This window comes from Vibrio sp. E14 (assembly GCF_020515785.1).
Lineage (GTDB): Bacteria > Pseudomonadota > Gammaproteobacteria > Enterobacterales > Vibrionaceae > Vibrio > Vibrio diabolicus.
Genome location: NZ_JAHPJI010000008.1, coordinates 1 through 13246, shown reverse-complemented (window position 1 = coordinate 13246; position 13246 = coordinate 1). Strand labels below are relative to the sequence as shown.

Annotated in this window: 12 protein-coding genes; 2 read left to right on the top strand and 10 right to left on the bottom strand. The window is 45.6% G+C overall.

All coding sequences use genetic code 11. The annotated features are described in order from the left end of the window. Positions 1-14: 14 nt before the first annotated feature. The 5 genes from rlmH to leuS all read right to left on the bottom strand — a co-directional run bounded on the left by rlmH (position 15) and on the right by leuS (position 5186). Positions 15-485 carry a 23S rRNA (pseudouridine(1915)-N(3))-methyltransferase RlmH gene (gene rlmH, locus LIX84_RS18695; RefSeq protein ID WP_226421953.1) on the bottom strand — a complete coding sequence of 157 codons (471 nt, stop codon included), beginning with the start codon at positions 483-485 and terminating at the stop codon, positions 15-17. 4 nt (positions 486-489) lie between these two features. After that, on the bottom strand, positions 490-807 hold the full coding sequence (gene rsfS, locus LIX84_RS18690) for a ribosome silencing factor (RefSeq protein ID WP_005373015.1): 318 nt from the start codon (positions 805-807) through the stop codon (positions 490-492). A gap of 88 nt (positions 808-895) precedes the next feature. Beyond that, positions 896-1915: a DNA polymerase III subunit delta gene (holA, locus tag LIX84_RS18685; protein ID WP_226421952.1), complete on the bottom strand. Its 1020-nt coding sequence runs from the start codon at positions 1913-1915 to the stop codon at positions 896-898. Positions 1916-1920: 5 nt separating this feature from the next. Continuing rightward, the gene (locus LIX84_RS18680; protein WP_005373019.1) at positions 1921-2460 is read right to left on the bottom strand and encodes an LPS-assembly lipoprotein LptE; all 540 of its coding nucleotides are present in this window, start codon (positions 2458-2460) and stop codon (positions 1921-1923) included. 152 nt (positions 2461-2612) lie between these two features. After that, positions 2613-5186: a leucine--tRNA ligase gene (leuS, locus tag LIX84_RS18675; protein WP_005391313.1), complete on the bottom strand. Its 2574-nt coding sequence runs from the start codon at positions 5184-5186 to the stop codon at positions 2613-2615. Between the two features lie 153 nt (positions 5187-5339). On the opposite strand from leuS, the gene LIX84_RS18670 reads away from it, so the two are divergent. Continuing rightward, complete coding sequence (locus LIX84_RS18670) at positions 5340-5810, top strand: zinc ribbon-containing protein (RefSeq protein WP_005373024.1); 471 nt, start codon at positions 5340-5342, stop codon at positions 5808-5810. A gap of 229 nt (positions 5811-6039) precedes the next feature. On the opposite strand, the gene lnt is transcribed toward LIX84_RS18670, so the two are convergent. The 5 genes from lnt to miaB all read right to left on the bottom strand — a co-directional run bounded on the left by lnt (position 6040) and on the right by miaB (position 11676). Further along, positions 6040-7575 (bottom strand): apolipoprotein N-acyltransferase, encoded by a 1536-nt coding sequence (gene lnt, locus LIX84_RS18665; RefSeq protein WP_226421951.1) that lies wholly within the window; start codon positions 7573-7575, stop codon positions 6040-6042. Between the two features lie 33 nt (positions 7576-7608). Continuing rightward, complete coding sequence (corC, locus tag LIX84_RS18660; protein WP_005384118.1) at positions 7609-8508, bottom strand: CNNM family magnesium/cobalt transport protein CorC; 900 nt, start codon at positions 8506-8508, stop codon at positions 7609-7611. 105 nt (positions 8509-8613) lie between these two features. Next, positions 8614-9078, bottom strand: a complete 465-nt coding sequence (ybeY, locus tag LIX84_RS18655; protein WP_226421950.1) for an rRNA maturation RNase YbeY — start codon at positions 9076-9078, stop codon at positions 8614-8616. Positions 9079-9080: 2 nt separating this feature from the next. Then, positions 9081-10178 carry a PhoH family protein gene (locus LIX84_RS18650; protein WP_005373033.1) on the bottom strand — a complete coding sequence of 366 codons (1098 nt, stop codon included), beginning with the start codon at positions 10176-10178 and terminating at the stop codon, positions 9081-9083. 73 nt (positions 10179-10251) lie between these two features. After that, positions 10252-11676, bottom strand: a complete 1425-nt coding sequence (miaB, locus tag LIX84_RS18645; protein ID WP_005391310.1) for a tRNA (N6-isopentenyl adenosine(37)-C2)-methylthiotransferase MiaB — start codon at positions 11674-11676, stop codon at positions 10252-10254. 257 nt (positions 11677-11933) lie between these two features. On the opposite strand from miaB, the gene LIX84_RS18640 reads away from it, so the two are divergent. Next, the gene (locus tag LIX84_RS18640) at positions 11934-13112 is read left to right on the top strand and encodes a 2-octaprenyl-3-methyl-6-methoxy-1,4-benzoquinol hydroxylase (protein ID WP_226421949.1); all 1179 of its coding nucleotides are present in this window, start codon (positions 11934-11936) and stop codon (positions 13110-13112) included. The last annotated feature ends 134 nt before the right edge of the window (positions 13113-13246 follow it).

The following is a 13246-nucleotide window of genomic DNA, read 5'->3' as shown; positions in this document are numbered from 1 at the left end:
AAGTTAAACAACGATTATTCGCGGTGGTAAGGATGGTTCGCGGTGATGCTCCACGCTCGGTACAAGCTTTCTGCCATTACGATACGCACTAAAGGGTGGGGTAGCGTTAAGGCAGACAATGACCAGCTTTGGTCTGCTGCAGCTTTGCATGCACGAGCGAGTCCTTCAGGACCGCCGATTAAGATTGATACATCACGGCCATCTAATTTCCAAGCTTCTAACTGCTCAGCGAGTTGAGGAGTGTCCCATTTTTTACCTGGGATATCTAACGTGACGATACGGTTGCCTTTTGGTACCGCAGCGAGCATCGCTTCCCCTTCTTTTTGCAGGATACGAGCGATATCGGCATTTTTTCCACGTTTGCCAGCAGAGATTTCAATCAACTCCAATGGCATATCATGTGGGAAACGGCGACGATATTCTTGAAAGCCTTCCTCAACCCATTTTGGCATTTTTGTGCCAACAGCAATTAGTTGAATTTTCAAAAGATTAACCCCAGAGTTTTTCTAGCTGGTAGAGTTCGCGGTGCTCTTCTTGCATCACGTGAAGCATGGCGTCGCCCATATCTAGGACTACCCATTCACCTTCGTTTTCACCTTCCATTCCTAGTGGCTCAAGACCGGCTTTTTTCACTTCTGTTGCAACGTGGTCAGCGATGGATGAAACGTGGCGTTTGGATGTGCCAGTACAGATGATCATGTAATCTGTCACGCTTGATTTATCTTCCACATTTAGGACGATAATGTCTTCCGCTTTCATGTCGTCGGCTTTATCAGCTAAAAAGTCTTTCAGTTCTTCGCGAAGCACTCGGTTTTCCTCGGTTTGTCTCTTATCTCTACAGTGTTTTACATTCTTGCTTGCAAAACAGGTCGCGCACTATATCACGCTTTGATTTTTAAATTGCCAGCTTAATATCAGGAGAGCAGGTTTCTAAGCTCAACTGATGAATAGTTGGCCATACAGACTCGTCATATTGAGTTTTGGCTTTTATCTCTGCTTGAGCCAACAAGGAGAGCAATGCACAAATACGACTCGCCGATAAGCGGGTCAGTGCTGCGTTATAGAGTGGACGCTTGTTTTGCCAAACTCGATATTTCTCAAATACCTGGTTCATTCCCATTTGAGTTAAGTCTTGATACATATTTAAAAGTTGGCTCAACTCTTTTTGTACACTTCGAATCAAGATCACGGTCTCGACCCCTTCCGCCTCAAGTTGGCGAAGAATACGTTGTGCACGGTTTGCTTTACCTGCCAGTAAGGCGTCGATCCAGTTAAACGTAGTGAAGTGATTATGGCGACTTAGGGCTTCCTCTAAACGTATGATGGTCAGCTCACCATCCGGGTAGAGTAGGGCCAATTTCTCTAAGCTTTGTGACAATGCAAATAGGTTACCTTCATGCCATTGAGCCAACATTTGCAGTGATTGTTGATCGGGTTTTAGTCCCAACGTGCGGCAACGTGTCTGAATGAACATAGGTAAGCGTTGTAGATCTGGCGACAAACAGCTTACCCAGTCGCCTTTTGAGCTTAATGCTTTGAACCATTTCGCATTTTCTTGGGCTTTGGTCAGTTTGCTACCAACAATGACGAGCATGATGTCATCATGCAGCATATCACACAGTGTTTGCAGCTCTTTGCTGACGGCGGTTGTCACGCCACTTTCTGGAATTTCAAGCTCGATCAATTGACGGTTTGAGAACAGGCTCATCGCTTGGAAGCAATCGTAAACTTGATTCCAGTCGATGCTTGCGTCTACCGCAAAACGGTGTTTTTCCTCAAAACCTTGTTGAAACGCTGCCTTTTGGATTGCTTGGCGGCTCTCTTGAATCAGTAACGGCTCATTACCAAAGATTAGGTAAACTTGTTTAACGTGTTTAGTTAAATGATCCGTTAATTTATCGGCATAAATTCGCATAGTGATTAAGAGTTTGTGTTCGCTGGCTCAGAGATTTGTCCTGCTTCATATTCGGCACGAATACGGCCCAACTGGCGCATCATCTGTTTTGCAGCTTGCAAGCGCATCTCGTCTTCAATTACGTCACGTTCAACAGATTTTGCAAGTGCGGTCAACGGGTTGTCTAGGTAGTTGCGGTTTACTGTTGTCGTAAAGTTTTTAGAACCATAGCCAGGAATCGTCACACGGTATTTTACTACGTATGTCAGCTCTTTTTCTGCTGCACGGCTATTTTGATAAAGTGATAGTGTACGCTCATCGATTGTCGCTTCCGTCAAATGAAGGTTGGGTACAGTCGATGATGGTTGAACAAGTTCAACTTTGTTCAGTTCGAGTTGAGAGCGTACATAGCGAGTTAATTCACTGTATTCATCGTAGCTGGAGAAAGACATGGTGTGCAGCTCTTCCGGTACGGAATACTCGCCGCGAAGGTGAAAACCACAGGCAGAAAGAAGCCCCGCTAATACCAATACCACTGGTAGTTTAATCAAAGAGAAAAAGCGCATTGATTGTATTCATCCTAAATTGAAGGGGTTATTTACCTTAAACCACTCATGTGAATGGTTTGAGGTAAATAAACAGGGTAGAAAACTACCCTGTTTAATGACTCTTGGTTAACAAATAAGTTCGTTAAACAGAGACAAATTGCAAGCTGTGATTAGTTTGCAACGATGTTCAGCAGTTTACCTGGAACGTAAATGACTTTACGAATAGTCAGGCCATCAGTGAACTTAACCACGTTTTCGTCGTTTAGACCAAGCTGTTCGATATCGTCTTTAGAGATATCCGCTGGGACTGTTAGTTTCGCACGTAGCTTACCGTTAACTTGAACTACGATAGTTTTTTCGTCTTCAACTAGCGCTTTTTCGTCAAACGTCGGCCATGCCGCGTTATCAATGTCTGTTTCACCTAGTGCTGCCCATAGCTCGTATGAGATATGCGGAGTGATAGGGTAAAGCATGACAACAATAGCTTTCAGTGCTTCGTCAAGGATTGCACGATCTTGCGCAGATTCTTGAGGCGCTTTCGCTAGTTTGTTCATCAGCTCCATGATCGCTGCGATCGCGGTGTTGAATGTTTGACGACGAGCGATATCGTCCGTCACTTTCGCGATGGTTTTGTGAACGTCACGGCGAAGTGCTTTTTGATCACCAGAAAGCGCTGCGGTATCTACTGCTTCTGCTGCGCCTTTCGCTGTGTGCTCTTTCACTAGTTTCCAAACACGTTTCAGGAAGCGATTCGCACCTTCTACGCCAGACTCTTGCCATTCAAGCGTCATGTCTGCTGGAGACGCGAACATCATGAATAGGCGTACTGTGTCAGCGCCGTACTTATCTACCATTTCTTGAGGGTCGATACCGTTGTTCTTAGACTTAGACATCTTGATCATGCCTGAGTGCGTTACATCGCGACCTTCAGTGTCTTTAGCAGAAGTAATGCGGCCTTTACCATCACGTTCAACGGCTACGTCTGTTGGAGCTACCCACTCTTTACCACCTTTCTCGTTCTCGAAGTAGAACGCATCAGCCAGTACCATGCCTTGACACAGTAGTTGCTTGAACGGTTCGTCAGACGTTACGTAGCCCGCGTCACGTAGCAACTTGTGGAAGAAGCGTGAGTACAGTAGGTGCATACAAGCGTGCTCGATACCGCCGATGTACTGGTCTACTGGTAGCCAGTAGTTTGCTTTTTCTGGATCTAGGATGTCGTCTGCTTGCGGTGAACAGTAACGCGCGTAGTACCAAGAAGATTCCATGAACGTATCGAACGTATCTGTCTCACGTAGAGCAGGTTCGCCGTTGAATGTGGTCTTCGCCCATTCTTTATCTGCTTTGATTGGGCTGGTTACGCCGTCCATTACCACGTCTTCTGGAAGAATCACTGGTAGTTGGTCAGCGGGTACTGGGTGAACTTCACCGTCTTCAGTCGTTACCATTGGGATTGGTGCGCCCCAGTAACGTTGACGAGATACACCCCAGTCGCGTAGACGGAAGTTTACAGTCTTAGTGCCTTTTCCTTCTGCTTCTAGCTTCGCTGCAATTGCATCGAACGCCGCTTGGAATTCTAGGCCGTCGAACTCACCAGAATCGAACAGTACGCCTTTCTCAGTGTATGCTGCTTCAGAGATGTCTAGCTCGCTGCCATCAGCAGGCTTGATAACTGGCACGATGTCTAGACCGTACTTCGTTGCGAACTCGTAGTCACGTTGGTCGTGTGCAGGTACTGCCATTACCGCGCCTGTACCGTAGTCCATCAGTACGAAGTTTGCTACGTAAACAGGAACTTCACGGCCGTTCAATGGATGAATAGCAGTAAGGCCAGTAGCCATACCTTTCTTCTCCATTGTCGCTAGCTCAGCTTCTGCAACCTTGTTGTTCTTACATTCGTCGATAAACGCTGCAAGCTCTGGATTGTTCTCTGCAGCAAGAGCTGCAAGAGGGTGACCAGCAGCGATGCCCACGTAAGTCACACCCATTAGCGTATCTGGACGTGTTGTGTAAACTTCTAGGTCTTGTTGACCCTTAACTTCAAACTTCAGTTCAACACCTTCAGAACGACCAATCCAGTTGCGCTGCATGGTTTTTACCATTTCAGGCCAACCTTCAAGCTTATCTAGGTCGTCTAGTAGCTCTTGAGCGTATTCAGTGATTTTGATGAACCATTGAGGGATTTCTTTTTGCTCTACAGGCGTATCACAACGCCAGCAACAACCGTCTTCAACCTGCTCGTTTGCAAGAACAGTTTGGTCGTTAGGACACCAGTTAACAGAAGAAGTCTTTTTGTAAACTAAACCTTTCTCGTAAAGTTTAGTGAAGAACTCTTGTTCCCAGCGGTAGTACTCCGGTGTACATGTTGCGAATTCACGGTTCCAATCGTAACCAAAGCCTAGAAGCTTAAGTTGGTTCTTCATGTATTCGATGTTTTCGTAAGTCCAAGGTGCTGGCGCAGTTTTGTTTTTTACTGCTGCGTTTTCTGCAGGTAGACCGAATGCGTCCCAACCGATTGGTTGCATCACGTTTTTGCCTTGTAGGCGTTGGAAACGAGATACTACATCACCGATAGTGTAGTTGCGCACGTGACCCATGTGCAGTCGACCACTTGGGTATGGGAACATGGACAGACAGTAGAATTTTTCTTTATTTGGGTCTTCACTTACAACAAAGGTTTTGTTGTCATCCCAGTGCTTTTGAACTTTTTGTTCAATATCTTGTGGGTTGTATTGTTCTTGCATCGATGGTATCCGTTATCTTGGAATTTGTGAGTTCGGTTAGAACAGACTTAAATAGATCGTCATAGAATACCTAAAGCTAGGGATCACAACAATAGCCAATCTGTACCCATGCGCCCTTAAGTGACGCAGGTAGGAGAAAGATGGAGGTCAGTTATGCCTAAACGTAAAACAGGTTATGAGGAAATGCTCGAGGATGTGATTGAAACCTTGAAGCACAGTCCGGAAGAAGTTAACAAAGCGATTGAGACGTCGGGCAAAGTGGTGGATGCTGCTAATGACTTGACCAAAGATGAATTGGCTTTAATCAAAGCGTACCTTAAAGCCGACTTAAAAGAGTTTTCAGAGAGTTACGAGGACAGTAAAAGCGGCCCGTTTTACTTAACGATTGCGGACTCGATATGGCAAGGGCTGTTAGAGATTACAGACCGAACTAAAGTTGAGTGGGTTGAGTTGTTCGATGACTTAGAGCATCAAGGGCTATATGAAGCAGGAGAGGTGATAGGCTTAGGCACTTTGGTCTGTGATGAGTGTGGTCACAAGACAACGTATAACCACCCAACTGTAATCATTCCGTGTATTAAATGTGGTCACAAAGGCTTTACTCGCCAGTCATTAAAACCATAAATGGCGCGTAACGACTGTATAATGCAATGAATAAAAAAGAGGCTTGGTCGCCTCTTTTTTGTCTTTTCTACTTTCAAGCTGCTCTTAATACCAATCGTAGTAAATAACTGGTCATTCTAGCTTGTTAAAATACTCGATAACTGCGTTAAGAATTTTGATTGTAGAATAACTACTTATCGAAAATTTTTGCCTTGTTCTCAAGCATTTTTCCTACGCTATTTCTGATTACTTATTTACTGTGATTGGTATAACTCTGTTTTCTTCTTAAGCCGAAAGCCAGCGCTAAACTTAACCCAACCCAAATATACAATGGCCAAGTACCAACGATTCGATATGGCGTTTGTCCATTGGTTGGGGTGAGCTCTGCGCGCAGTACTGCAGTTTCAAACTGCGGTACTTGCTCAACGATTTTACCCTTGTGATCGGTTACCGCTGTTAATCCGTTGTTAGTCGAGCGGATGAGCGGTTTACCTAATTCTAAGGCGCGCATACGGGCGATCTCCATATGCTGAAGAGGGCCGATAGAGTGACCAAACCATGCGTCGTTCGATAACGTTAGAATGAAGTCTGTTTCGTCAGTCACATTTTGACGCACTTGTTCATTAAAGATGATCTCATAGCAAAGCGCTGGTGCCATGTGCATGCCATTCGCAACGATGTTGGGCTGCACAAAAGCTCCCCGGCTAAACGACGACATCGGTAAGTTAAAGAATGGCGCTAATGGGCGCAGAATATCCTCAAATGGAACAAACTCACCAAACGGTAATAGGTGATGCTTATGGTAGCGTTCGCTCAAGTCGAAACTGTAGTCACCGTATGGTGTGATGCCAAGGGACAGAATACTGTTGTAGAACTGTCGATCTTCAGCTTGGTTGACGACACCAGTGATGATTGCGCTGTTATTCATTTTTGCTGCACTGTCGATATTGCTCAAAAATGAAGGCACTTCAATTTCAAAAGCAGGAATTGCAGCTTCTGGCCAGACGATAATATCAGCGTCCCAGTTTTCACGAGTGAGATCGGCGTATTTCATGATGGTTGGCCAACGTTGGCTTGGCAGCCACTTGAGGTTTTGGTCAACGTTACCTTGAATCAGCGCGAGCTTAGTCGTGTCTTCTGGCCGAGGTGTTACCCAATCGTAGTTTCGAATCCCAAAGCCTGTGCTGAGTAGTACCGCAGGAATAATCACCATCAGCCACTGTTTATGAACCCAAGCATAGGCTAATGCCCCCGCACTAATAAGGATAAACAGAGTGAGCAGTTCCACGCCACCGATAGGCGCAAAGCTTGCTAGTGGAGCATCAATCTGGCTGTAGCCTAGCCATAGCCACGGGAAGCCGGTCATCACCCAACCACGCAACCAATCACTGATTAGCCATAAAGAGGGCGCAGCGAGAAGCGCTTTTGTGAGTGTGAATTGAGGAAATAGCTTGTTGTTAAGCCAAGCAAATAAGCCTGAATAAACAGCCAAGTAGGCGACAAGCAAGCCCATTAAAAATAAATTGGCAATCAGTGGCATGCCACCAAAGCCGGAGATACTGACGTACACCCAGCTAACGCCAGTTGCAAATTGACCCAACCCCCAAGCATAGCCAATCCACAGTGCGCGTTTCGGAGTTTGGTTAGCAAGAAGAATCAGTAGAATAGCTGGGCTAAGAATGGCAACAGGCCACAACTGGTAAGGTGCAAAAGCGAGCGTAGTAGAGGCGCCAACAAAAGCGGCCACTAAGGGCCGCTTGAGGCGATGAAAGAGTTCATTCATCATTATAATTTTCTGAGATTCCCAATGGGTATCGCGTTACTCTTGAGTGGCTTCAACCAGGGTTTCTTCGTCTGGGATCGTCACTTGGAGTTGAATGACACGACGGTTATCGGCAGCGGTGACTTTGAAGTTATAACCTTCAATTTCAACCAGTTCACCACGAGAAGGTAAGTGACCAAAGGCAGTCATGACCATGCCACCAACGGTATCTACTTCCTCATCGCTGAAGTTAGTTCCAAATGTCTCATTAAACTCTTCGATGGTTGTCAGCGCTCTGACAGCAAACGTATGCTTGCTAAGCTTACGAATGTCTGTCTCTTCGCTTTCATCGAATTCATCTTCGATATCCCCGACGATTTCTTCAAGGATATCTTCAATGGTCACAAGACCAGAAACACCACCGAATTCATCGACAACAATGGCCATATGATAACGTTCTTCACGGAATTCTTTCAGCAGTCGATCAACGCGTTTACTTTCCGGTACTACAACCGCTGGTCGAATAACTTCTTCGATATCAAATGGATTACTGCCTGAGCCTAAGTATTTAAGTAAGTCCTTCGCTAGAAGTATGCCTTCCACATGGTCTTTATCTTCGCTGATCACAGGGTAGCGAGAGTGTTGAGCATCGGTAATCAAAGCAACCAAGGTATCAAGGTCGTGAGTACGCTCAACGGTAACCATTTGCGAACGCGGGATCATAATGTCACGCACACGCATTTCGGAGATTTCCATAACACCTTCAAGCATATCGCGGGTGTCATGGTCAATCAGGTCATTGACTTCAGAGTCACGGATAACATCCACAAGCTCTTGGCGATCTTTTGGTTCGCCCTGAAATAATTGACCTAGACGTTCAAAGAAGGACTTTCTACTCGGACCTTCTGCCTTTTCTTTCTTATCTTCGTTAGAAGAGGGAGAATTATCTTCGTTCATTGTTTCTCAATTAAGTAACGCTATCAGAAGTGTGATAGCACACATAGAGAGGCGAACACGAGAATCATTTAGGTGGTTCGCCTTTCCCTGCTGAATAGCCAATGGCTACTCTTTTTCAGCAATGTAAGGGTCTTCATAGCCCATACCTTGCATGATTTCGGTTTCGAGGGACTCCATCTCTTCGGCTTCGTCATCCTCAATATGATCATAACCTAGCAGATGCAAGCTGCCATGTACAACCATATGCGCCCAATGTGCTAACAGAGGCTTGTTCTGTTCAATTGCCTCTTTTTCAACGACTTGGCGGCAAATAATTAAGTCGCCAAGTAAATCTATTTCCATACCTGGAGGGGCTTCAAATGGAAAAGACAACACATTGGTCGGTTTATCTTTACCACGATACTCATGGTTAAGCGTGTGACTTTCTTGTTCATCCACAATGCGAATGGTGACTTCGGCTTGTGGCTGGAAGAGAGGAATCGTTTTCTCTAGCCACAATTGGAAATCTTGCTGCGAAGGCAGCCCTTCTTCATTTTCGACTGCCAGTTGCAGATCAAGTTCAATCGCCATGATTATTCCTTAGTGGAAGCAACTTGTGCATTCAGTTCAGCTTTTGCTGCTTCTAGTAACTTCGCATCGCGTTCTTCACGACGACGCTTCTCGAACTCTTTACGCTCTTTCTGGTCTTGTGCTTCCCACTTCTCATACGCGTTAACGATACGAGCAACCACTGGGTGACGTACAACGTCGTCTGCTAAAAAGAAGTTAAAGCTGATGTCGTCGACTTCGCTTAGTACTTCAATAGCATGACGAAGACCTGATTTTGCACCACGAGGTAAGTCGATTTGCGTGACGTCACCAGTGATAACTGCGCGAGAGTTAAAACCAATACGTGTTAGGAACATCTTCATCTGCTCAACCGTGGTGTTCTGACTCTCATCAAGAATGATGAAAGCGTCGTTTAGAGTACGACCACGCATGTAAGCAAGAGGGGCTACCTCAATCACGTTACGTTCAATCAGCTTCTCTACGCGCTCAAAGCCCAACATTTCAAATAGGGCATCGTATAGCGGACGTAGGTATGGGTCGACTTTCTGGCTTAAGTCACCAGGTAGGAAGCCCAGTTTCTCACCGGCTTCAACCGCAGGGCGCGTCAATAGAATACGACGGATCTCTTGGCGCTCTAGTGCGTCAACTGCTGCTGCAACAGCAAGATAAGTTTTACCTGTACCAGCTGGGCCAATACCAAAAGAAATATCATGCGTGACCATATTAACCAAGTACTGAGCTTGGTTTGGCGTACGTGGTTTGATCACGCCTTTCTTGGTTTTGACGAAGACTTCTTTACCATGCTCGATATTAGACTCAGTATTCTGCTCAAGAACACCAGACTCTTTAATCGCTAAATGGATCTGTTCAGGCTCAATGTCTGGGATCTCACCTCGTACAGGTGCGGTATCAACATACAGAGTTTTCAGGATATCCAGCGCAGCTGATGCGGTATGAGGTTTACCGACAATTGTAAAATGGTCACTACGGTGGTTAATTTCAACGCCTAGACGACGTTCTAAATGCTTGATGTTGTCATCGAATGGACCGCACAGGCTAGCAAGTCGTCGGTTGTCGGAAGGTTCTAGGTTAATTTCTAGAGTTACGATTTTATTACTCAATGTTGCCTCTCATTTTTTGCCACTTAATGAGAGCCTGATAACGACCAGGCTCTCCATGGCTATTTATACGAGCTTATGGCGTAAAAGTAGCTACACCCAGCTCATCTTCGCGACGTGTTTTCGCCATCATCTGCGTTGGGGAAATCACACTACGAAGATCCATGTCTTTTTCAGTACGTACTAGCTCACCACGCAGTGAGTTCGCAAATACGTCTACGATCTTCACATCAACGAACTGACCAATTAGGTCTGCACTACCTTCAAAGTTTACTACACGGTTGTTTTCTGTACGAGCGCGCAGTTCCATTAGGTTTTTCTTCGAAGGACCTTCAACTAGAACACGTTGTTCTGTGCCAAGCATCAAGCGAGAGTAACGCATCGCTTGAGCATTGATAGTTTGCTGTAGTTCGTAAAGGCGCTCTTTCTTCACTTGTTCTGATACATCACAAGGGTAATCCGCTGCTGGCGTACCTGGACGTGGAGAGAAGATGAAGCTGAAGCTCATGTCAAAGTCTACATCTTTGATTAGCTTCATGGTGTCTTGGAAGTCTTTGTCTGTCTCACCAGGGAAACCAACAATAAAGTCTGAACTGATTTGAATATCAGGACGAGCTTTACGCAGTTTACGGATGATCGACTTGTACTCGATAGCGGTGTGAGGGCGTTTCATCATAGTTAGGATACGGTCACTACCACTTTGCACAGGTAAGTGCAGGAAGCTCACAAGCTCAGGCGTATCTTCGTAAACCGCGATGATGTCGTCAGTGAATTCTAGCGGGTGGCTCGTTGTGAAACGAATACGGTCGATACCATCGATAGACGCAACCAAACGAAGCAGTTCTGCAAATGAACAGATTTCACCGTCGTGTGTTGGACCGCGGTACGCGTTTACGTTTTGACCCAGTAGGTTTACTTCACGTACGCCTTGTTCAGCAAGCTGTGCGATTTCGAACAGCACGTCATCCATTGGACGGCTTACTTCTTCACCACGAGTGTACGGTACGACACAGTAAGTACAGTACTTCGAGCAGCCTTCCATAATAGAAACGAATGCTGTCGCGCCTTCCGCACGAGGCTCTGGTAGGCGGTCGAACTTTTCGATCTCTGGGAACGAAATGTCCATAACTGGTGCGTCATCCGACTGAGATTGTTTGATCATCTCAGGTAGGCGGTGCAGAGTTTGTGGGCCAAAAATAACGTCGACGTATGGTGCACGTTCACGAATATGGTCACCTTCTTGCGTTGCTACACAACCACCTACACCGATAACTACGCCAGGTTTTTTATCTTTTAGTGTTTTCCAGCGGCCAAGCTGGTGGAAAACTTTCTCTTGCGCTTTTTCACGGATCGAACAGGTGTTAAGTAGAAGTACGTCTGCTTCCTCTGGCTCTTCCGTCAGCTCGTAGCCGTTTGCAGCATTAAGCAGGTCGGCCATTTTTGATGAATCGTATTCGTTCATCTGGCAGCCCCAGGTTTTAATTAGCAGTTTCTTACTCATCTCACTTTCGCTCGTTCAGTTGTACTTAAATTGGAGAGCTATTGCTCAAATTATAGCCGCCATCACGGCGGTAAGCGGCGTATTGTACTGCTTTAAAAAGCACCTGACTAGTGATCTGGCTAATTCTCTGCAAAGCCTGATGAAATCTAGTTTTTCGCCCTATGCAGAACAAGGTTTTTTGTTAAACAATTTTGTAAAAATAGCCATGGAAAGTACAATAAAAAACGCCAATTAATCAGCACGATGAAGAGTAAAAAATGAACAAGTATGACATCGCCGTGATCGGTGGCGGTATGGTTGGGGCAGCCGTCGCTGTTGGATTTGCCAAGCAGGGCAGAAGCGTTGTCTTGGTTGAAGGTGCAAAACCCAAAGCTTTTGATGCCGCTCAGGCGATGGATATTCGCGTATCTGCGATTTCGCACCAGTCGGTGGAGTTACTTGATTCACTCGGCGCATGGTCAGAAATTAAAAGTATGCGAGTTTGCCCTTATCGGCGTTTAGAAACTTGGGAGCACCCGGAGTGCCGTACTCGTTTTCACTCTGATGAACTGTCATTGGAGCAGCTAGGTTATATCGTTGAAAACCGCCTAATCCAATTAGGTCTTTGGCAAGTCTTCTCTCAGTATGAAAATCTAACCGTGATGTGTCCTGAGCGATTAAAAGCCATTGAGTTTGCAGATGTAAATCTTGTGACACTAGAAAGTGGGGCGCAGTTTGAAGCTAACTGGGTGATTGGTGCTGATGGTGCAAACTCTAAAGTTCGTCAATTGGCTGGAATTGGTGTGACTGCGTGGGATTACCGACAACACTGCATGTTGATTAACGTGAAAACAGAATTGCCACAGCAAGATATCACTTGGCAACAATTTACTCCTTCAGGCCCGCGTTCATTTTTACCTTTGTGCTCTTTGACTAATGAAGACGGTCAAGAAGTAGGCCAAGGTTCGTTGGTTTGGTATGACTCGCCAAAACGCATTAAACAACTGTGTGCGATGGGTAAGCCTCAACTAAGGGAAGAAATCTTACGTCATTTCCCTGCTGAATTGGGCGATATTGAAGTTTTACAGTTTGGCTCATTTCCACTCACTCGTCGTCATGCGCAAGGCTACTCAAGCAAAAATTGCGTATTAGTGGGTGACTCTGCTCATACGATCAATCCGCTTGCAGGGCAAGGGGTAAACTTAGGCTTCAAAGATGTAGACGTTCTCCTTTCGGTAACAGAACACAAAGAACAGCTGGAAGATGCCTTACTCGCGAAATACGAACGTGCACGTCGACCTGACAACTTACTCATGCAGACAGGCATGGACTTTTTCTATAAAGGTTTTAGCAACGATCTTGGGCCATTGAAGTTTGTACGTAATGCTGCATTGAAGTTTGCTGAAAACTCAGGACCGATCAAGGCTCAAGTACTGAAATATGCGTTAGGTATGTAGTAAGTTACTCAATCCACAGATAGAAAAAAAGCGAGCCATGAGCTCGCTTTTTTAATTCGGCAAATCTAATGATTTCCCGAGTCCAGAACCAAAAAAAGAAAAAACCCAGCAAAATCATGCTGGGTTTTCCGATA